This window comes from Acidaminococcus hominis (genome assembly GCF_900291475.1).
GTDB lineage: Bacteria > Bacillota > Negativicutes > Acidaminococcales > Acidaminococcaceae > Acidaminococcus > Acidaminococcus hominis.
This window is the reverse complement of the sequence record NZ_OLMM01000005.1, coordinates 356,421-376,316: the sequence shown is the minus strand read 5'-3', so window position 1 is coordinate 376,316 and position 19,896 is coordinate 356,421. Positions and strand designations below refer to the sequence as shown.

The 19,896-nt window shown below is 51.6% G+C and carries 22 protein-coding genes, 5 tRNA genes, 1 pseudogene and 2 other annotated features; of the genes and pseudogenes, 3 read left to right on the top strand and 25 right to left on the bottom strand.

Features of this window, described 5'->3' with window-relative positions:
- The first annotated feature begins 129 nt into the window (after positions 1-129).
- A complete protein-coding gene (locus tag C7E10_RS08185) occupies positions 130-690 on the top strand; it encodes a DUF3793 family protein (protein WP_105326830.1) in 561 nt (186 codons plus the stop codon).
- Positions 691-767: 77 nt separating this feature from the next.
- Positions 768-1,190 (top strand): flavodoxin, encoded by a 423-nt coding sequence (locus C7E10_RS08180; RefSeq protein ID WP_105326829.1) that lies wholly within the window; start codon positions 768-770, stop codon positions 1,188-1,190.
- 57 nt (positions 1,191-1,247) lie between these two features.
- Here the strand turns inward: C7E10_RS08180 and C7E10_RS08175 are convergent, their stop codons facing one another.
- The 24 genes and pseudogenes from C7E10_RS08175 to C7E10_RS08050 all read right to left on the bottom strand — a co-directional run bounded on the left by C7E10_RS08175 (position 1,248) and on the right by C7E10_RS08050 (position 16,982).
- Entirely contained in the window at positions 1,248-1,703 is a 456-nt protein-coding gene (locus tag C7E10_RS08175; RefSeq protein ID WP_105326828.1) for a DUF441 domain-containing protein, read from the bottom strand.
- A 93-nt stretch (positions 1,704-1,796) separates the two neighbouring features.
- Positions 1,797-2,978, bottom strand: coding sequence for a M20 metallopeptidase family protein (locus tag C7E10_RS08170; protein ID WP_105326827.1), 1,182 nt, complete (start codon positions 2,976-2,978; stop codon positions 1,797-1,799).
- Positions 2,979-3,039: 61 nt separating this feature from the next.
- Positions 3,040-3,870: a MetQ/NlpA family ABC transporter substrate-binding protein gene (locus C7E10_RS08165; RefSeq protein ID WP_105326826.1), complete on the bottom strand. Its 831-nt coding sequence runs from the start codon at positions 3,868-3,870 to the stop codon at positions 3,040-3,042.
- 22 nt (positions 3,871-3,892) lie between these two features.
- The gene (locus C7E10_RS08160; protein WP_105326825.1) at positions 3,893-4,555 is read right to left on the bottom strand and encodes a methionine ABC transporter permease; all 663 of its coding nucleotides are present in this window, start codon (positions 4,553-4,555) and stop codon (positions 3,893-3,895) included.
- Entirely contained in the window at positions 4,552-5,577 is a 1,026-nt protein-coding gene (locus C7E10_RS08155; RefSeq protein WP_105326824.1) for a methionine ABC transporter ATP-binding protein, read from the bottom strand. Before C7E10_RS08155 ends, C7E10_RS08160 begins: the two co-directional genes overlap by 4 nt.
- Before the next feature lie 182 nt (positions 5,578-5,759).
- Positions 5,760-5,976, bottom strand: a binding site (T-box leader).
- 171 nt (positions 5,977-6,147) lie between these two features.
- Entirely contained in the window at positions 6,148-6,513 is a 366-nt protein-coding gene (gene rplL, locus C7E10_RS08145; protein ID WP_105326822.1) for a 50S ribosomal protein L7/L12, read from the bottom strand.
- Between the two features lie 65 nt (positions 6,514-6,578).
- Positions 6,579-7,112, bottom strand: coding sequence for a 50S ribosomal protein L10 (gene rplJ, locus C7E10_RS08140; protein ID WP_105326821.1), 534 nt, complete (start codon positions 7,110-7,112; stop codon positions 6,579-6,581).
- A gap of 28 nt (positions 7,113-7,140) precedes the next feature.
- Positions 7,141-7,267, bottom strand: a sequence feature (ribosomal protein L10 leader region).
- Positions 7,268-7,272: 5 nt separating this feature from the next.
- A complete protein-coding gene (gene rplA / locus C7E10_RS08135; RefSeq protein ID WP_105326820.1) occupies positions 7,273-7,974 on the bottom strand; it encodes a 50S ribosomal protein L1 in 702 nt (233 codons plus the stop codon).
- A 54-nt stretch (positions 7,975-8,028) separates the two neighbouring features.
- A complete protein-coding gene (gene rplK / locus C7E10_RS08130; RefSeq protein WP_105326819.1) occupies positions 8,029-8,454 on the bottom strand; it encodes a 50S ribosomal protein L11 in 426 nt (141 codons plus the stop codon).
- Between the two features lie 17 nt (positions 8,455-8,471).
- Positions 8,472-9,032, bottom strand: coding sequence for a transcription termination/antitermination protein NusG (gene nusG / locus C7E10_RS08125; RefSeq protein WP_105326818.1), 561 nt, complete (start codon positions 9,030-9,032; stop codon positions 8,472-8,474).
- A gap of 2 nt (positions 9,033-9,034) precedes the next feature.
- Entirely contained in the window at positions 9,035-9,259 is a 225-nt protein-coding gene (secE, locus tag C7E10_RS08120) for a preprotein translocase subunit SecE (protein WP_105326817.1), read from the bottom strand.
- Positions 9,260-9,273: 14 nt separating this feature from the next.
- Positions 9,274-9,435, bottom strand: coding sequence for a 50S ribosomal protein L33 (gene rpmG, locus C7E10_RS08115; protein WP_105326816.1), 162 nt, complete (start codon positions 9,433-9,435; stop codon positions 9,274-9,276).
- Between the two features lie 154 nt (positions 9,436-9,589).
- Positions 9,590-10,915 (bottom strand): annotated as a pseudogene (gene tuf, locus C7E10_RS08105) (elongation factor Tu).
- Positions 10,916-10,991: 76 nt separating this feature from the next.
- Positions 10,992-11,068: transfer RNA gene (locus C7E10_RS08100), tRNA-Met, on the bottom strand.
- Between the two features lie 5 nt (positions 11,069-11,073).
- Positions 11,074-11,149, bottom strand: a tRNA-Thr gene (locus C7E10_RS08095).
- A 3-nt stretch (positions 11,150-11,152) separates the two neighbouring features.
- A tRNA-Met gene (locus C7E10_RS08090) sits at positions 11,153-11,228 on the bottom strand.
- A gap of 3 nt (positions 11,229-11,231) precedes the next feature.
- Positions 11,232-11,316: transfer RNA gene (locus tag C7E10_RS08085), tRNA-Tyr, on the bottom strand.
- A gap of 23 nt (positions 11,317-11,339) precedes the next feature.
- Positions 11,340-11,415, bottom strand: a tRNA-Thr gene (locus C7E10_RS08080).
- Between the two features lie 89 nt (positions 11,416-11,504).
- A complete protein-coding gene (locus C7E10_RS08075) occupies positions 11,505-12,308 on the bottom strand; it encodes an undecaprenyl-diphosphate phosphatase (RefSeq protein WP_105326814.1) in 804 nt (267 codons plus the stop codon).
- A gap of 139 nt (positions 12,309-12,447) precedes the next feature.
- A complete protein-coding gene (locus C7E10_RS08070) occupies positions 12,448-13,566 on the bottom strand; it encodes a 6-phosphofructokinase (RefSeq protein WP_105326813.1) in 1,119 nt (372 codons plus the stop codon).
- Positions 13,567-13,570: 4 nt separating this feature from the next.
- Complete coding sequence (gene brxF / locus C7E10_RS08065) at positions 13,571-14,032, bottom strand: BREX-3 system P-loop-containing protein BrxF (protein WP_105326812.1); 462 nt, start codon at positions 14,030-14,032, stop codon at positions 13,571-13,573.
- A 119-nt stretch (positions 14,033-14,151) separates the two neighbouring features.
- Positions 14,152-14,907 (bottom strand): RNA polymerase sporulation sigma factor SigH, encoded by a 756-nt coding sequence (gene sigH, locus C7E10_RS08060; protein ID WP_105326811.1) that lies wholly within the window; start codon positions 14,905-14,907, stop codon positions 14,152-14,154.
- A 43-nt stretch (positions 14,908-14,950) separates the two neighbouring features.
- A complete protein-coding gene (rlmB, locus tag C7E10_RS08055; RefSeq protein WP_105326810.1) occupies positions 14,951-15,694 on the bottom strand; it encodes a 23S rRNA (guanosine(2251)-2'-O)-methyltransferase RlmB in 744 nt (247 codons plus the stop codon).
- A 91-nt stretch (positions 15,695-15,785) separates the two neighbouring features.
- Positions 15,786-16,982 (bottom strand): FprA family A-type flavoprotein, encoded by a 1,197-nt coding sequence (locus C7E10_RS08050; RefSeq protein ID WP_105326809.1) that lies wholly within the window; start codon positions 16,980-16,982, stop codon positions 15,786-15,788.
- A 301-nt stretch (positions 16,983-17,283) separates the two neighbouring features.
- Between C7E10_RS08050 and C7E10_RS08045 the strand changes: the two genes are divergently transcribed.
- Positions 17,284-18,453, top strand: coding sequence for an MFS transporter (locus C7E10_RS08045; RefSeq protein WP_199614411.1), 1,170 nt, complete (start codon positions 17,284-17,286; stop codon positions 18,451-18,453).
- 83 nt (positions 18,454-18,536) lie between these two features.
- On the opposite strand, the gene C7E10_RS08040 is transcribed toward C7E10_RS08045, so the two are convergent.
- The gene (locus tag C7E10_RS08040) at positions 18,537-19,895 is read right to left on the bottom strand and encodes an alanine/glycine:cation symporter family protein (RefSeq protein WP_105326807.1); all 1,359 of its coding nucleotides are present in this window, start codon (positions 19,893-19,895) and stop codon (positions 18,537-18,539) included.
- Position 19,896: the final 1 nt, after the last annotated feature.

The window sequence follows — 19,896 nt, the reverse complement described above, 5'->3', positions numbered from 1 at the left end:
CACGGAATTTATTTTTTTGCTATACTGCATTTGGTTAGTTTTAACTAACTGTTAGAGTGAATTTATCCAGGAATTCACTTTTTTATTTTCTGTTTTAATTAGTTAATACTAACTAAAGGAGGGCTTCCCATGACAATTTCCTTAGAGACAGAATTGGTACGGCAATGCGCCCCAACTTTGGCTGGCCTAAAACCCGCCAGCCTGTTCCGCTACGTCTTTGCCCCCGGCCAAGACCCTGCCCGCGCACTATTTGCAGTGACCCAGGCCCTGGAGCCCAAAGGCATCCGGGTCCAAATCCTGTCCTATCACCTTGCCAGCCGGGGAGCCCTCTTTTATGGCTTCCGTCCGTGGGAACTTCACCAGATTCTAAAGGAACCGGCCAACAGCTCCTTCCTAAAACGCCAGGGCTATACGGGTTCTTGCGAGGAGATTCTGGACGCCATGGCCCTGCGCCTGTCCAGAAAGGGCTCCTTCCCCCATGAAATTGGCCTGCTGCTTGGCTATCCTTTAGAAGACGTGAAGGCGTATATGGCCGCTCCCCGGGAGAAAGGCGTTTGTTCCGGCTGCTGGAAAGCCTACGGCAATAGGGAGCAGGCTGCCTGCTACTTTGCCAAATGCCGAAAATGCACCCAGGTCTATTGGCGCTGCTACTGTGCAGGAACGCCTCTCAGCCGCCTGGCCGTTGCCTGATTTCTGTCAAAAACGGCACCGCCGTTTTTCTACTATCGCCACAGCCGGCAGAACCGCCGGCAGAAAGGATGTACCCTATGAGTAAAATCGCTGTTGTATTTTGGAGTGGAACCGGCAATACGGAAGCTATGGCCCAAGCTGTAGCAGAGGGCGCCAAAGAAAAAGGCGCAGAAGTAACCGTCTTTACGGCTGCGGAATTCTCTGCTGCCCAGGTTCCTGGTTTTGATGCCATTGCCTTTGGCTGTCCGGCCATGGGGGCAGAAGTTCTGGAAGAATCCGAATTCCAGCCCATGTTTGACGACGTAAAACCGGCCCTGTCCGGCAAGAAACTGGTGCTGTTCGGCTCCTACGGCTGGGGCACGGGTGAGTGGATGGACTACTGGAAGGAAGACTGCGTAAAGGCCGGTGCCGTGCTGGCGGCTGACCCCCTGATCATCAACGGGGCCCCCGATGATGCCGGTCTTGGTGAATGCAAAACCCTAGGCGCTGCCCTGGTATAAAATCCCCCATTAAGAAAGCAAAAAAGGATATGCCCCGGCACATCCTTTTTTGCTTTCTTAATGGAACAGGGCGTGGAACCCTTTCATAAATACATAGAGAATCCCGCTGGCAATCATGGGGCCCACAGGTACCCCCTTCAGGAAAATCACCCCCAAAATGGTCCCCACCAGAATGGAAACCACCATCTGGGGATCCCGGGTCATAACTTCAACACCCCATTTGCCCAAAAGGGCTACGATAATCCCGGTAACAATGGCAGCGATACCTTCCGGGGAGCGAACCACGTCCACAATTTCGTGGTAGCCGATGGCACCGGTAGCCAGAGGCACCAGCATGGCAGCCGTCAGGAGGATAACCCCCCAATTCAGTCCATGCGCCCCGAAATACAGCAGTTTGTCGTGGGGCAGCACCAGTTTCAGCACCAAAAGAAAAGCCGAAGAATACGTGACCGTGCTGTTATGGGAAAAATAGCCCAGCAGCAGGACACCCAGTAAAACCAAATATGCCTGCATGGAGTAATCCTTTCTAAAAACAATATGAGTCAGAGCCCGATGCTCTGACTCATATTTTACGTGATTTTACTACAATTGTAAACAAAAGGGATTCTATTTACTGTTTTGGGTTTCTGCGCCATAACACAGCACATATTGCACAAAGTACTGAACCCCCAGGCCCAAAGCCCGTTCATCTACATCAAAGTAGGGATTGTGCTGGGCATGACGTTCCTTCTCGTCGGGCACGCCGCCCCCCAGCAGCAAGATGCACTTGGGTGCCTCATACTTGGCGAAATCTTCGCCCCCCATTTGCAGGTCCCATTCTACAATCTTTGCCGGATCAAAAACCTTTTGGCAGGCCTTCAGCCCCGTTTCCACACAGGCCTTGTCGTTGATCATGGGCGGCGTGCCAAAGTGGTAGTCCACCCGGATTTGGGTCCGGGAGGCTTCGCCTACGCCTCTGGCCACCCGCTCCAGGATTCCCGGGTATTCCTGCCGCAGCTGGGGATTAAAGGTCCTGGCAGTCCCCTGTAGATGAGCCTCCGCCGGAATCACATTGGAAGTGGTCCCCGCCTGAAAGGAAGTAACACTGAGTACAGCCGGCTCTAAGGCACTGATTTCCCGGCTGACCACGGTTTGCAGGGTGGTCACAAATTCCGAGGCCGCCACAATGGGATCGATGGCCTGGTGGGGCTGGGCCCCATGGCCCCCCTTCCCTTCTACGTAAATGTCAAAGGTATCCGCTGCACTCATCACCGGTCCCACCCGCAGGGAGGCATACCCTACAGGAATCAGTCCCCAGATATGCAGGGCGATAATCCGGTCACATTCCTTGACCAATGGTTCATTTTTCATATGGGCCGCCCCGCTGTCCGCAATGTATTCTTCTGCCGGCTGGAAAATCAGCCGGACGGTAACCGGCAATTCATCCTTCAGACCGGCCAAAATTTTGGCCGTACCCAAAAGAATGGTAATGTGGGTATCATGGCCGCAGGCGTGCATGGTGCCGGGGTTTTGGGATTTGTAGGACGTTTCGTTCAGTTCTGTAATGGGCAGGGCATCAATATCTGCCCGGATGCCCAGAATCTTGTCCGAAGCTTTTTTCCCTTTGATGGTGCCAATAACGCCGGTTTTGGCCGCCTTTACTGCAGGAATGCCCAGCTTTTCCAAGTAGTTCAGGATTTTTTCCTGGGTGCCAAATTCCTGCCAGGACTGTTCCGGATGGGTATGAAAATCCCGGCGCAGGGTAACCAGTTCCTGCTGAAGCTGCTGTACTTGTTCTTCTACGTTCATAGCTTACTCCTTTTCAGAAAGAAGACCCTGCAGCCGCAGCGTCAGGGTCTTTCCATATGGGTTATTTTTTCGTATCGGGATCATACCACAGGCCGTTGTTGTTCTTCTTCAGGTATTCCTTGAAGGCTTCGGAATGGTAGGCATCCGCAATGTCCTTTACCCATTGGGCATTCTTGTTCTTGTCGGCTACCACCAGCTGCAGTAGCAGATGGGGCAGGATATCTTCCTTCATAAGCGCCGTGGAGGGGTCAATCTTGGCGTTGTACACAATGGAACCGGTAATGACGATGTAGTCGAAATCACCCCGTACAGCCGGGATATTCAGGGACTTCATTTCCACGAATTTCAGATTGTGGGGATTCTCCACAATATCCTGCATGGTTACCGTGGACAGGTCCTTTTTGGGATCCAGTTTAATCCACCCAGCTTTTTGCAGCAGCGCATAGGCTCTTGCCGTATTGGAAGCATCGTTGGGAACCGCAATGGTATCCCCGTCGGCTACTTGGTCCAGCTTGGTCTTAGAACCGGCGTAGATGCCAGCCGGAACAGTGGGAATAGGAGTGATGGCTGCCAAATGGCCGCCCTGCTTCTTATTGAAGTTATCCATATAGGCTATATGCTGCTCTACGTTAAAGTCCACTTCCCCTTCATTCAGGGCAATATCGGCCTGGAGCAGGTCGGACATATCCTTACCGGTAATCTTATACCCCTTCTTTTCCAAAATGGGTTTTACGCCCTTTTCGAACAGGTCAGAATAGGGTCCCTGGGATTTGCTGTAGGTGAGTTCCTTCTTGCTGCCCGTATCTTTGCTGCTGTCTCCGCAGCCTGCCAGCACCGCCGTGCTCATAATTGCCGCCAAGGCCACAACCAGCCACTTTTTCCAGTTTTTCATGATAACGCCTCCATATTCCCTTTTAATGATTTCTTGTTTTATAGGCAAAATGATTGCCGATGGTTTGGATAATCTGCACAAAAATAATCAGGACCACCACTGTAAACAGCATCAGCGGGGTATTCATTCTTTCGTAGCCGTAGGTCAAGGCCAGGTCGCCTACGCCGCCAGCCCCAATGGCACCGGCCATGGCCGTGGCACCAATAAGTCCGATGGTGCCGGTGGTCACCGACAAGATCAGGGATCCCTTGGCTTCCGGCAATAGGAAGTACCAGACAATCTCAAAATAGCTGGCTCCCATGGCCTGGGCTGCTTCCACAATCCCCCGGTCCACCTCCAAAATGGAGTTTTCAAACAGCCGGGTAAGATAGGGGGCGATGAAAATCACCAGGGGCACCAGGGCCGCCGTGGTCCCAATCCGGGTCCCTATAAGGGCTTTGGTAAGGGGCATAATGAACACCATCAGGATGATGAAAGGAATACTCCGAATCACATTGATAATGGTATTCAAAACCCCGGAAATCACCCGGTTATGGAGAATCCCGTTGGGATTGGTAAGCACCAGTGTCACTGCCAAAATCATGGCTATCACGGTGCCGATAAACAGGGAAATAAACACCATGTACAAGGTCTGCTCCGCCGCCAGGATCAAGCGGGAAGCCGGTACGCCCAATTGTTCAATCATGACAGGGACACCTCCTTCCACAAAATCCCCTGCTGGGTCAGATATGCTTCCGCCTTCTGGAGCTTATCCCCTTCATCAATCACCTGTAGGGTAAATAGTCCCAGGGCTGTCTGCTGCAATTCACAAACATTGGCAAACACGATATCCGTCTGCAAGCCGAACTTCTGGTTCAGTTCCCAAATGGTGCCTTCCGAAGCCTGGTCTCCCAAAAACCGCAGTTTCAGCAGCTTGTAGGGCCGGGTTTCCTTCTTTAATTTTTCCTGAATGCTCTTGGGAATGGTATCCGGAATAACCGTCCGAACGAACTTCTTGGTCATGGGCTGCTGGGGATCGCTGAATACGTCCAGGACGGAACCGCTTTCCACCACCTTGCCCAGTTCCATAACCGCCACCTTGTTGCACAGCTGCTGAATCACCTGAATCTGGTGGGTCACAAACAAGATGGTGATTTTCAGCTCCTTATTGATTTTTCGCAGCAGGTCCAAAATCTGGTCCGTGGTTTCCGGGTCCAAGGCACTGGTGGCCTCATCGCACAACAGAATGGACGGATTGGTAGCCAGAGCCCGGGCAATGCCCACCCGCTGTTTCTGACCGCCTGACAGCTGCCCGGGATAAGCATGAGCCTTGTCGTCCAGGCTGACAAATTTCAGCAGGGTTTTGACGATTTGGTCCACCGCAGCATTCTCAATCTTATTGAGCCGCAGGGGAATGGCCACATTCTCGTACACCGTTTTGGAACCCAGCAGGTTGAACTGCTGGAAAATCATCCCTACATTCTTCCGCACCAGACGCAGGTCCTGGTGGTTCAGGGTATCAATGGTCTGCCCGTTGATCACCACATGACCCTCCGTGGGAGTTTCCAAAGCGTTGACCATCCGGAGCAAAGTAGATTTTCCAGCGCCGCTGAAACCGATGACGCCAAAAATATCCCCCTTCTCTACCGTAAGGTTCACATGGGAAAGAGCCTGTACTTCAACATTTTTTAAGTGGAATGTCTTACTGACATCTTGGAATTCAATCATTGTACCGACACCTCTGCAGCAGCAAATAGTTTCTGGAGGCAGGACCGCATGTCCTGCTGTCTACAGCAGCGGGTTCCCCCGCAGCAGGGAAGCAAATGCCATTTTTTCAATTCCTGCACCTCCTGAAAAGATAAATTCAGAAGGAACCAAACCCGTCAGGGTATAAAAAAAGAACCCCCGTCTGCAGAGACGGTGGTCCGTGGTTCCACTCTGTTTTGCCGGCCCAAAGGTCAGCCTCAAGCGCAGTATAACGGCTGCCACCCCGTAAAGGCCTACTGGAACTTTCGGCCTTTCAGCTCCCGGAGGCATTCGGCCTGGTTTTGCACCGCCCTGCTCTCACCCTTGCAGGACTCTCTGTGGGGCTAGCCCAAACTTACTTATTCCGGTCATTGCTTTTCGCGTATGCATATATCCTACTATGCAAGGGGGATTTTGTCAAGGTACTGTAAAGGAAAAATACACATTTATTTGTGGAATTGCTATTCTTTTTAGTTATACATGTTGCCCTCAAACCAAACAAAAAAAGAAGGACCATCACCGAGGTGACAATCCTTCTTCAAAGAGCAGAAATTATTTCAGTTCTACTTTAGCGCCAGCTTCTTCCAGTTTAGCTTTCATGGCTTCAGCATCAGCTTTGGAAACGTTTTCTTTCAGGGTGTTAGGAGCAGCATCAACAGCAGCTTTAGCTTCCTTCAGGCCCAGGCCGGTCAGTTCGCGAACAACTTTGATAACGTTGATCTTGCTAGCACCAACATCGGTCAGTACAACGTTGAATTCGGTCTTTTCAGCAGCAGCAGCGCCAGCAGCAGGAGCAGCAGCAACAGCAACGGGAGCAGCAGCGCTCACGCCGAATTTTTCTTCCATAGCTTTTACCAGGTCAGCCAGTTCCAGAACAGTCATGCTTTCGATGGCTTGCAGAATTTGATCTTTATCCATTGTAAATACCTCCAAAATTTTTAAATGAAATGGTTGTCAGGCTGCGGATTCAGCCTGCAAGTGAATTAAGCAGTTTCCTGCTCTTTCTTTTGACGTACGGCCTCCAGGACATATACGGCATTGCGGATCGTGCCTTGGAGAACGTTGACCAGGCCGGACAGAGGGGCCTGCATGCTGCCAACCAGTTTGGCCAGCAGTTCTTCTCTGGACGGCAGTTCTGCCAGAGCCTTTACTTCGTCAACGCCGATTACGGCGCCGTCCAAAATGCCGGCTTTCAGTTCCAGAGCTTTATGATCCTTGCTGAAATCGTTGAGGATTTTAGCAGGAGCAACAGGGTCTTCAGGGGCGAAGGCCAGAGCGGTATTGTGTTCCAGATAAGCATCCAGGCCTTCAATACCAGCTTCCTGCGCAGCAATACGTACAAACGTATTCTTGGCAACCATGTATTTAATACCGGCTTCACGCATTTTGCTTCTCAGTTCGGTATCTTCAGCTACGGACAGGCCGCAGTAGTCAACCAGAACCACACCTTTAGAACCAGCCAGTAATTCTTTCAGTTCTGCAACTTTACTAGCTTTCTCAGGTCTAATATCATGCATCAATATACACCTCCTTGCGTAAAAAGTTATAATCAATGAAAAGACCTCTCGGCGGGTCAGCCGGAGGTCATGTTTATCAACACTCCGACCTAGGCAGGGGATAAGGATCGTTATGCGTTAGCACCTGCTGTCTCTGGTCCGATGGTCATTTTCTATGTGATTATTTGTTGCTGTCAGCCTTCAGTACATCCACGTGTACGCCAGGGCCCATGGTGGTGGACAGGGTTACACTCTTAATGTATTGTCCTTTGGCACCGGAGGGTTTTACCCGGATCAGGGTGGTTACTAAGGTCAGGTAGTTTTCCAACAGCTTTTCAGCATCGAAGGAAGCCTTACCGATAGCAGCTTGTACGTTACCGGCTTTGTCGGTACGGTACTCAATTTTACCAGCTTTGATTTCGTTGACAGCACGGGTTACATCCATGGTAACAGTGCCGACTTTCGGGTTAGGCATCAAGCCCTTGGGGCCCAAAATCTTACCCAAACGGCCTACGGTACCCATCATATCAGGGGTAGCAACGCAGACGTCGAAATCAGTCCAGCCGCCTTTGATTTTTTCTACCAGTTCATCAGAACCGACGAAATCAGCGCCAGCAGCTTCAGCTTCTTGTGCTTTAGCACCTCTAGCGAATACCAGCACGGTCTTGGATTTACCAGTACCATGGGGCAGAACCAGAGCGCCGCGCACTTGTTGGTCAGCATACTTGGGATCTACGCCCAGACGGACGGAAACCTCAACGGTGCTGTCGAATTTGGTTACAGAAGTCTGTTTAACCAGATCAACTGCTTCCTTGGGGGAATATGCTTTGCCAGCTTCGATGAGCTTTGCGGCATCAGAATATTTCTTGCCAAACTTTTTCATGTACTTTCCTCCTGGTGGTCAAACGGCTTTTGCCTCCCACGTAAATTGAAGAGCTTAGTCTTCTACAGTAATACCCATGCTGCGGGCAGTACCTTCAACCATGCGCATAGCAGCTTCAACAGAGCCAGCGTTTAGGTCTTTCATTTTGGTTTCTGCGATTTCCCGGATTTTGTCCCGTTTTACAACGGCTACTTTGTTCTTGTTGGGTTCGCCGGATGCTTTTTCAATACCAGCGGCCTTTTTCAGCAGAACTGCAGCGGGAGGGGTCTTCGTAATGAAAGTAAAGGAACGGTCTTCAAAAACAGTGATCTCAACAGGAATGATCAGACCAGCTTGTTTTGCAGTACGTTCGTTAAAGTCTTTAACGAAGGCCATAATGTTGATACCAGCTTGGCCGAGGGCCGGGCCTACGGGAGGTGCCGGAGTTGCCTTACCAGCAGGAACCTGCAATTTAACCATTTTAATAACTTTCTTTGGCATATGTCACACCTCCTTACTTAATCAATAGCTTCCACTTGGGTGAATTTAACTTCAATCGGAGTTTCCCGACCAAACATTTCAATCATGACTTTGACCTTCTGCTGTTCGTCGTTGATCTCCGCTACCGTCCCTACCATATCGGTAAAGCCAGGGGCCTTAATGCGGACGGTATCATTCAAACCTACAGGGCACTCCATACGGATGACGGGAGCTTCTTCAGCCTTGCCGCCTTCCTCTTTGGGTTGAGCTCCGAGGATGCGTTCTACTTCGCGGTCGGATAAGGGAATGGGTTTCGTGCCGGTGCCAACGAAGCCAGTTACACCAGGGGTGTTGCGCACAGCATACCAAGTCCGATCGTCCACAATCATTTCAATCAGCACATAGCCGGGAAATACCTTGCGGGCCATGATCTTCTGCTTGTCATCCTTAGCATCCACTTCATTCTGCATAGGAACCAGCACCTGAAAGATCTGCTCCTCCATGCCCAAAGAATGGATTTTGCTTTCCAAATTCATCTTTACCTTATTCTCGTAACCGGAATAAGTATGAATGACATACCAGTGCTTTTGACCTTCCATGCTTACTGCACTCCCATCACTAAACGAAACAGTACGGATAAAATAGCATCGATCGCCCAGATCAGCAATGCAGAAAACAGGCTGGACATGATTACCGTTACGGTATAGCCCATGAGTTCCCGCTTGTTCGGCCAGGCTACTTTTTTCATTTCGACCTTCACTTCCCGGAGGAATCCCGTCACTCCTGACGAGCTTTTGATATCCGGGGTGAATTGAGATGCTGCCATATTATCTCTCCACCTTATTTCGTTTCTTTATGCAACGTATGCTTCTTGCAGAATTTGCAATACTTGTTGATTTCGATCCGTTCAGTATCGTTTTTCTTATTCTTCGTAGTTTGATAGTTACGCTGTTTGCACTCAGTGCAAGCCAGGGTAATACCTACACGGTTTCCAGCTGCCATTCCTTAACACCTCGCTTACTTTACACTAGACTCAAGTCAAAAAAATCCTAAAAGCCGCTTATAAAGACTATCATACAAAAGGCCGAATGTCAACAAAAAATTGAGGCCGATAAGGGACCGGCCTCAATTTTGATGCCATTCTGGCAAATATTTCTTAACCTTCGATTTCGGTAACAACGCCAGCGCCTACCGTATGGCCGCCTTCGCGGATAGCGAAACGCAGACCTTGTTCGATAGCGATCGGGGTGATCAGTTCAACGTCCATTACAACGTTGTCGCCAGGCATAACCNCTTAACCTTCGATTTCGGTAACAACGCCAGCGCCTACCGTATGGCCGCCTTCGCGGATAGCGAAACGCAGACCTTGTTCGATAGCGATCGGGGTGATCAGTTCAACGTCCATTACAACGTTGTCGCCAGGCATAACCATTTCGGTACCTTCAGGCAGGTGAGCCACACCAGTAACGTCGGTAGTTCTGAAGTAGAACTGAGGACGATAGCCGTTGAAGAACGGAGTATGACGGCCGCCTTCTTCTTTGGTCAGTACGTATACTTGGCCTTTGAATTTGGTATGAGGATGAATGGAACCGGGTTTAGCCAGAACCTGACCTCTTTCGATTTCGCTTCTGTCAATACCGCGCAGCAGGCAGCCGATGTTGTCGCCGGCTTCAGCCTGATCCATGGTCTTACGGAACATTTCCAGACCAGTAGCAACGGATTGTTTCTTTTCTTCGCTCAGACCAACGATTTCAACCGTGTCGCCAACTTTGATTACGCCACGTTCTACACGGCCAGTAGCTACGGTGCCGCGGCCGGTGATGGTGAATACGTCTTCAACGGGCATCAGGAACGGTTTAGCCAGGTCATGGACAGGAGTCGGAATGTATTCGTCAACAGCATCCATCAATTTCATGATGTTTGCTTCTTGTTCTTTGTCGCCTTCCAGAGCTTTCAGTGCGGAACCAACAACGATGGGCACTTCATCTCCAGGATAGCCGTATTGGCTCAGCAGTTCGCGAACTTCCATTTCAACCAGTTCGATCAGTTCAGGATCGTCAACTTGGTCGGATTTGTTCAGGAACACAACGATAGCAGGAACGCCAACCTGGCGGGCAAGCAGGATGTGTTCACGAGTCTGAGGCATAGGACCATCAGCAGCGGATACAACCAGAATTGCGCCGTCCATCTGAGCAGCACCAGTGATCATGTTCTTTACATAGTCAGCATGCCCCGGGCAGTCAACGTGTGCATAGTGTCTTTTTTCGGTTTCGTATTCAACGTGGGCGGTATTAATGGTAATACCACGTTCTCTTTCTTCCGGAGCCTTATCGATCATGTTGTAGTCCATGAATTGGGCGCCGCCACGTTCAGCCAAAACCTTGGTGATAGCCGCAGTCAACGTAGTCTTGCCATGGTCAACGTGACCAATGGTACCAATGTTGACATGGGGTTTGGTTCTGTTGAATTTTTCTTTAGCCATTAGAATACCTCCCAACGCTTTCTCAACTTTTTTGTGATTTTAAAATAGCCCCTGTTACGGGGCTTAGTGAACAAAATGGTAGCGGCGCACGGATTTGAACCGCGGACAGGCCGGGTATGAACCGACTGCTCTAGCCAACTGAGCTACGCCGCCATAATTGGAGCTGATGACCAGAGTCGAACTGGTGACCTTATCCTTACCAAGGATACGCTCTGCCATCTGAGCTACATCAGCATGTGGTTGCGGGGGCTGGACTTGAACCAACGACCTTCGGGTTATGAGCCCGACGAGCTACCAACTGCTCCACCCCGCGATTTGGTGGAGAGAGAAGGATTCGAACCTTCGAAGCCAGAGGCGGCAGATTTACAGTCTGCTCCCTTTAACCACTCGGGAATCTCTCCACATTTGTCTGTTACGAAGTTAGTGGAGCTGGCAAAAGGAATTGAACCCTCAACCTACTGATTACAAGTCAGTTGCTCTACCATTTGAGCTATGCCAGCCTTTGCGTTCGTAACAAAATGAATTATACAGAACACAGCGGATTTTGTCAACACTTTTTTCAAAAAAAGTGAAATGTTTTTTCACAAGCTTAGAAATAGAAGTATGCGACAGTGACCGCAGCCAATATAATACGATAAATTCCGAAGGCTGTCAATGTGGAACGCTGAAGAAATTTCATAAACCACACAATGGACAGATAGCCTACAATAAAAGCCACCACAAAACCAATGGCCAGGACCTGCAAATCCCCCAGGCTCAGCCCGGACAGATTCTTCAGCAGCTCGAATAGGCAGGCCGCTACCATAATGGGCAGCGCCATGATGAAGGTGAAATCCGCGCCGGCCTTCCTGTTTACCCCTACCAGCAGGGCACCGCCCATAGTAGAGCCGCTCCGGGAAAAGCCCGGCCACAGCGACAGAAATTGGAAAAAGCCGATGTACAGGGCCTGCTTCAGGCTGATATGGTCCACGTCCTGGACCAATTCCTGTTCATGGCCCTTGATCTTGTGCTCAGCGTAAATCATGAGCAGGGCGCCCAGCACCAGGCCAATGGCTACCGTAGCCGGAGAAAACAGGTATTTCTTAATGAAAGAATGGACCAGGAGAGCGAAAGCCATAGTAGGCACGCAGCCAGCTGCCACATGGTACCCGGTCAGCCCGGTTCCCAGCTGCCAGCCTTCTTTGGTGAAGAAACGGCGGAACCGTTCTTTATAGAGCACCAGCACGGCCAGAATCGCTCCCAGTTGAATCACCACGTCAAATATCTTGGCCAGGTTCCCCTGAAAGCCGATCAGGTGTCCCACAATGATCATATGGCCGGTGGAAGAAACAGGAATAAACTCTGTCAGCCCTTCCACAATACCCAATATGACCGCAATTAAATTTTCACTCACTTACTTTCACTCCCTTTATATGGTTCCTGCTTTCCGCAGCTTGTTCATTATATGTCATTGAAACAGAAAAAAAAAGAGAAGACACAATTTTTTCCAGGACTTTCTTGGGAAAACAGGTCTTCTCTTGTTTTTTTGTACCTCAGGGCTGTTCGTCCCCAAAGGAAATGCCAATATGGCGGCCGGCCCGGATAATATCCGAATCTACGGGAACCCGATGGGGTTCCGAAGCAGCCTGAGCTATAGGTACCCGGACAATCTGGTTGGCCTGGAGGGCTACCATCACATTGTATTCCCCTGCCAGACAGGCTTCCACTGCGGCCACTCCATAGCGGGTGGAAAGCACCCGGTCGTAGGCTGTAGGTGAACCGCCCCGCTGGAGATACCCCAACACCGTGCAGCGGGATTCAATTCCGGTTTTGGCTTCAATTTCCTCTGCCAGTTTCTCCCCCACGCCGCCCAGGCGGATGGGTTCAAAGCTGTCCTTGACAATCCGGGCAACCGTCAGCTCGCCGCCAATGGGCTTGGCCCCTTCAGCCACCGTAATGATGCTGAATTTCTTACCGCTTTGCTGGCGCCGCCGGATTTTCCGGATAACAGCTTCAATATCATAAGGAATTTCTGGAATCAAAATCACATCGGCTCCGCCGGCAATCCCCGAGTGCAGGGCAATCCACCCTGCGTAGCGCCCCATAACTTCCAGCACCATTACCCGGTGATGGGATTCTGCCGTGGTGTGCAGCCGGTCCAAAGCTTCCGTGGCCATGGACATAGCCGTATCAAAGCCAAAGGTCCGTTCCGTACAGGGCAGGTCGTTATCAATGGTCTTGGGTACACCCACCACGTTCACCCCGCACAGCCGATGGAGGTCGTAGGCAATTTTCAGACTGCCGTCCCCGCCGATAACCACCAGGCATTCAATGCCGTGGTCCTTCAGGTTCTTTACCACCACTTCCCGCATATCCTTGTAGATGATGCTGCCGTCGGCAGCTTCGCCGGAAGCATAGTGGAACGGATTATCCCGGTTGGTGGTGCCCAGCACCGTGCCGCCCCGGGGCAAAATGCCGGATACATCGGACAGCTGCATCAGCTTCATGTCATTGCTGATCAGACCATGGAAGCCGTTGGCAATACCATAGATCTGATATCCGTTGAAAATAGCGGTCTTCACTACAGCTCGGATTACGGCATTCAGGCCCGGGCAGTCCCCGCCGCCTGTCAGGACAGCCAGAGTGCCCCTTACCGTTTTCCCTTCTGTCATGCTATCACCCTACATTCCAAATGGTATAGTTGGCGGCGGACAAACGGATGGATTCCGTTCCATCGAATTTGTCATAGCACAAGAGGCCATTGTTCACATAACCCGGCCAGGCAATGACCAGAGTATAGGTTTTGCCCAGTTCATCAATTACGCTCTTGGGATCGATGTTGAAAACAGGCACAAAGAAGGTCTGTACCCGGTCCAGCATAATCACGTCCCCATGATGCCCAGTCAGCTGGTCCTTGAGCATTTCCGGGGCCTTGCTTCTTCTTTCCGCCGGCAGCAATTTCAGAAATTCTTCCGTAATCAGCAGGCGAGCGTCAATATAGTCCCAGCCCTTGGCTTCTGCAGCTTCCCGCATCAGTTTGCTTTTGCCGCTGCCGGGTTTGCCGGTAACAATCAAAACCTTTTCTTCCTTTTCCCGTACGGCGGCAATCTGTTGTTCAAATTCTTCTAATTGATTCATGCGTATGCCCTCCCTTTCCTATGTCCGAGCAGATTTTCTGGATATTGTTTCCTTTCGGCAGGAAAAAATATTTTCCTGCAAAGTGAAACTGATTTTCTCTTTTTTCTGTCTATTCTGCTTCAAAGTGTATCAATCCTGTCAATATCTTCCAGGTTTTCCTGCTCCTCCTGGTTGGCCAAATGTTCCTTGGCTGCCATCAGCAGCAGGCCCTTGTTCAGGGTCCGGATGTCCAGCTCGTGGTTCCGGGAACTCAGGTATTTTTCCAGTTTCCGCTTCACCCGCTGGAGCGCATTGTCAATGGATTTGGTGCTCCGCTTCAGCTCAGCAGAAATATCCTGGTAGGATTTGCTTTCCAGGTACTTGCACAGTACCTGCCACTCCAGGGAACTCAGCATGGCCGACACGTTCTTTTCGATATCCGCAAACTCTTCCTGATCCACCAGCAGGTTTTCCGGCTCAATTCCATGGCTGCCCCCCAGCATATCCATGATGGTCCGTTCCTTGCCGTCGTCAAAAATAGGTTTGTCCAGGGATACATACGTATTTAAAGGTTTATGCTTTTGCCGGGTAGCACTCTTGATGGCCGAAATAATCTGCCGATTCACGCATAGCTCCGCAAATACCTTAAAAGACGCCTTCTTGTCCGGCCGGTAATCCCGAATGGCTTTGAAAAGGCCAATCATCCCCTCCTGGATCATGTCCTCTTTCTCAGCCCCAATGAGAAAGTACCGGCTGGCCTTCATTTTCACAAACTCCTTGTACTTGGCCAGCAGGTAATCCTGCGCCTGACGATCATCCTGTTTCTGGATCCGCTCAATCAATTGTTCATCACTGAGCGCCTCATACTTTTTCTTGCTTTCGTCCAGCTGCGTCATACAGTTCCCCTCCTTTGCCCCCTGCAAAGCAATTCCCCGTCCGTCAGCGTGCCGCCAATAGCCGCTGCCGCACAATATCATACAGCAGGATTCCCCCGGCCACAGAAGCGTTCAGGGAAAACACTTCTCCCAGCATGGGAATCCGTACAATAAAATCACAATTTTCCTTGACCAGGCGTCCCAGGCCCTTGCCTTCCGCCCCCACCACCAGGACCATGGGTCCCGTCAGGTTGGCGTCAAAATAGAGGTTTTCCCCGTCCATATCCGCTCCGGCAATCCAGAACCCTTGCTTCTTCAGCTTTTTCATGGTCTGGGCAATATTGCCGATTTGGATTACCGGTACGTGTTCCACTGCCCCGGCGGAGATTTTGGCCACCACGGCATTTAAGGGACAGCTGCGCCGTTGGGGCAGCAGCACCCCGTGGACTCCTGCCGCATTGGCGGTCCGGATAAGGGCCCCTACATTTTGGGGATCCTGAAGTTCATCCAAAAGCAGCAAAAGGGGTGTTTCTCCCCGCTGCTCCACCTTGGTCAGCACCTGATCCAGGTCCTGGAAGGCTACGGGAGCACCCTGGGCGGCAATGCCCTGGTGCCGAAGGCCTTCCGCCATATGGTCCAGGACTTCCTTGCTTACCATTTCCACAGGAATCTTCCGTTCCTGGGCCAAGGCCAAAAGCTCTCCCAAACTGCCCCCGTGAAGGCCCGTCTGGACCCACAATTTATTCAAGGGACGGCTGCTGTGCAGCGCTTCCCGCACAGCGTTTCTTCCAACAATAATATCCTGCATGCACCCTCCGGTTTTATATAGCAGGAAATGGTAAGAAGCCAAAACCTCTTACCATTTTTCCCACAGCTATTTTATCACAATTGTCCGCTTCTTATTTTTCCTGGAATTTCTGGCTAACGGTTTCGGCAAAGTCAAAGCCGTATTTTTCTGCCTTTTCCAGTTCTTCCGGCAGCGGCCGCCATTTTACGTTATAGCCCGGCAGCAGTTCCATACCGGAAGCCTTGATGAGGGCTTCCATATCCTTTTCTGCACCGCCGGCCCAGCCGTAGGTACCAAAAGCGGCAGCCAGCTTGCCGGAGGGCTTCAGGCCCTTCAGGTAGGTCAGCAAATCGCCGATGGTGGGCATCATGCCGGAGTTTTGGGTAGGAGAACCAATCAGGATTCCCTTGGCGGTCAGCAGGTCGCTGATTACATCAGCCTTCAGGGAGCTTTCGTAGCGGTACAGTTTGGCCCGCATACCCTGCTTTTCAATACCCCGGAGCATGGCCCGTGCCATGGCCTCGGTGCCGCCCCACATGGTATCGTATACCACCAGGACCCGGTTGATGGCTTCTCCCCGGCCCCATTGTTCGTACTTGGTCAGAATGTCATCGATATTGGTGCGCCAAATGCAGCCGTGGCAGGAGCAGATCATCTTCAGCGGCAGGCTGCGGACGAATTTCACTGCGTTGGGTACCAGTTTGGCATAGGGCATCAGAATATTGGCGAAGTACTTCTGGGCTTCAAACAGCATATCAGCCACTTCCGTTTCATCGTCAAACAGCTTGGTGCAGCAGTAGTGCTGGCCAAAAGCATCACTGGAGAACAGGATTTGTTCTTCCGGGCAGTAGGTCACCATGGAATCCGGCCAGTGGAGCATGGGAATGGCATGGAATACCAGAGAGCGTTTGCCCAGGCTCAGGCTTTCGCCGGTTTTTACTACCTGCAGCCGTCCGTCAAAAACATTCCCGTAATGTTCCTTCAGTTCGTTGGAAGCCTGTACCGTGCACAGGAAAACAGCCTTGGGGCAGGCAGCGGCCAAAGCCGGCAGACTGCCGGAATGGTCCGGTTCCACGTGGTTGACCACAATGTAGTCAATTTTGGAAGGCTCCACTACGGAACTGATATAAGTCAGCTGGTCTCCAGCATAACGAGCTTTTACCCCGTCAATCAGGCAGATTTTTTCGTCCAGCAGCAGGAAGGAATTGTAGGTGACGCCCCGAGGGGTGGCAAACCCATGGAAATCTTTCAGGGTCCAATCCCGAACGCCTACTTCAAATATATCATTGGCAATTTCGCGTGCTTTCATAAGATAAAGCTCCTCTCAAAAATAAGTTCATCCCCATTATACTATTTTCCCCAATTAAAGACAATTTTTCGGCCCGTAAAACTTTTGTATATCCCCGTTATTTTTCCTTTATTTCCCGTATGGGCACTGTATACAAGGATTTTTACTTTTTAGCGGAAATTTTCAGGGATTTTTTCCCCTTCAGGGCCATTTTTCCTTTTCCTTTTTATTTCCACTCCAAGAAACTCCTATTTCCAATTGACAGGCTTTCCTGGCAGAGTACAATGGTGAGTATCACTGCGAGCGGAAGGAGTCGTTTTCTTTGCCTAAGGAAAAATTATGGACCGCGCCCTTTCTTTGTATGGGCGGCATCAATTTCTTTCAGTTTCTCACCCAATATATCCTGGTATCCACCCTGCCCCTGTTTATTATTGCCGAATTTGGCGGCAGCGATGTCCAGGCAGGCCTGGCCATGACCTCATTTCAGATTGGTACCAGCCTGTTCCGCCCCTTTGCCGGCTATCTCATCGACAAGAAGAACAAGCGGCAGCTGCTGCTTTTGGCCCTGGTACTGTTTAACCTGGTGATGCTGGCCTTCAACTTTTTGGCAGGGCTGGAAGAAATTTTCGTGCTCCGGGCCTTCCATGGGGTACTGTTTTCCCTGACCACTACTACCGCAGCTGCCATTGCGGTACTGGTGATTCCCCCTTCCCGCCGGGGCGAAGGGGTGGGTTATTTTGCCGTCACCACCAACCTGGCCATGGTGGTGGGTCCCTTGGCCGGCCTTTTGCTCTACCAGCTGCTGGGGATTTCCGTCCTGTTCCTGTTTCTCAGCCTGGCAGCTGCAGCCATGCTGCTGGGGGCCTTTCTGGTTCCCCTGGCCCCCAGCGTTACGGCGCCCCAGGACCTGCCGGAAGGTCCCCTGCTGGAGCGTCTTTTGGAAATCAAATCCCTGCCTGCAGCCCTTTTGGGCGGTCTGGTGTACTTTGCCTACGGCGGCGTGCTTACCTTCATTCCCCTATACCTGCACAGCCTTTCCATGGACAGCCAAACCGGGGTGTTTTTCGCCGTATTTGCCCTGTCCATTGTGGTAAGCCGCCCGGTAATCGGCCGGCTATTTGACAGCCTGGGGCCCGTCTACCTGATCCTGCCGGGCTTTGCGGCCTTTATCCTGGGGCTGGTGCTGTTCAGCCAAATTACCACTCCCAGCTCTCTGTACGCAGCCGCTGTGGTCCAGGGCCTGGGCTTTGGCGCCCTGAGTCCTTCCTTCCAGACCCTGGCCATCCAAAGCGCTCCCCTGTCCCGAGCCGGCGCTGCCACGGCCACCTTCTTCTGGTTCCTGGATATTCTCGTGGGCATAGCTGCTGCCACCCTGGGCCTCATTGCCGGCGCCTTTGGCTACACCTTGATGTACGGCCTGGTTTGCCCGGCTGTAGAAATCGCTGCAGCCCTCTTATATCTGTACTGGCATTTTCGCAAACAACTGGTCTAGCTGCCAGCTGCTGAAACAAAAACTCTGTGCAAAAGTTTCTTCCCTTTTGCACAGAGTTTTTTTATGGGCGAACGCCCCTGCCCTTAGGCAGCTTTTTTCTGTTTTTGTTCCTTGACGTGCTGGTTGTACTTTTTGGTTTCCGCCACAACCACCCCGGACAGCCCCAGCAGGGCAATCAGGTTAGGAATGGCCATCAGGCCGTTTACAATGTCGGCCAAAATCCAGATGGCTTCCAGTTTTACAAAGGCCCCGGCCGCTACCAGGATGATAAAACCGATGCGGTAGGGCATAATACCCTTGGTCCCCACCAGGTATTCCATGCAGCGTTCCCCATAATAGTTCCAGCCTAAAATGGTAGTAAAGGCAAAGAGCACCAGCCCCACCATCAGCAGGTAGCCCCCAAAGGTGGGATACGCCTGGGCAAAGGCTGCGTTGGTCAAGGCCGCCCCGTTCAGGTCGGTTGTCCATTGGCCGCTGATGACAATCACCAAACCGGTCAGAGTGCAGATGATGATAGTATCAATAAAGGTACCTGTCATGGAAACCAGACCCTGTTCTGCCGGCCAATTGGTTTTGGCTGCGGCAGCCACAATAGGTGCGGAGCCCAAACCGGATTCGTTGGAGAAAACGCCCCGGGCTACGCCGCTGCGCATGGCCAAAAGCACGCTGGCGCCCAAAAAGCCGCCGACAGCCGCGGTAGGCGTAAAGGCATCGGTCAAGATTTCCACAATGGCGGCAGGAATCCGGTCCGCAAAGATTACCAAAATACCCAGGGTAGAAGCCAAGTAAATAACAGCCATGGCCGGCACAATTTTGGAAGCAGCTTCCGCAATGCTCTGAAGGCCGCCCAAGGTAACCCCGGCTACGATAATGGTCAGAATCACGGCCGTCCACACTACAGGAATGCCGGCATTCAGCTGGGTAATTTCCACAATGGAATTTACCTGGGCAAAGGTACCAATGCCAAAATAGGCCACCAGTACCCCAAAGAAGGCAAAGGCCACAGCCAGGGGCTTGTAGGCCTTGCCCAGGCCATTTTCGATGTAGTACATGGGCCCGCCGGAAATCATACCCTTATCATCCACGGTACGGTATTTTACCGCCAGGCAGCCTTCTGCGTACTTTGTGGCCATGCCAAAGAAGGCGGCCATCCACATCCAGAAAATAGCGCCGGGGCCGCCGGCTTTCACGGCAGTGGCTACCCCTACAATGTTCCCGGTGCCCACGGTGGCAGCCAGGGCCGTGCACAGGGCCTTAAAGCTGTCGATGTCCCCTTCGCCCTGGTTTTCTGCAGAGAAAATCAGTTTCAGGGAACGGGGCAGACGGAAAATCTGGAGAAAGTGCAGGCGCAGGCTGAGGAAAATACCGGTACCTACCAGCAGCACCAGAAGCGGTGGTCCCCAGACAAAGGAATCAATGGCATTCAAGGTTTCAATATTCATC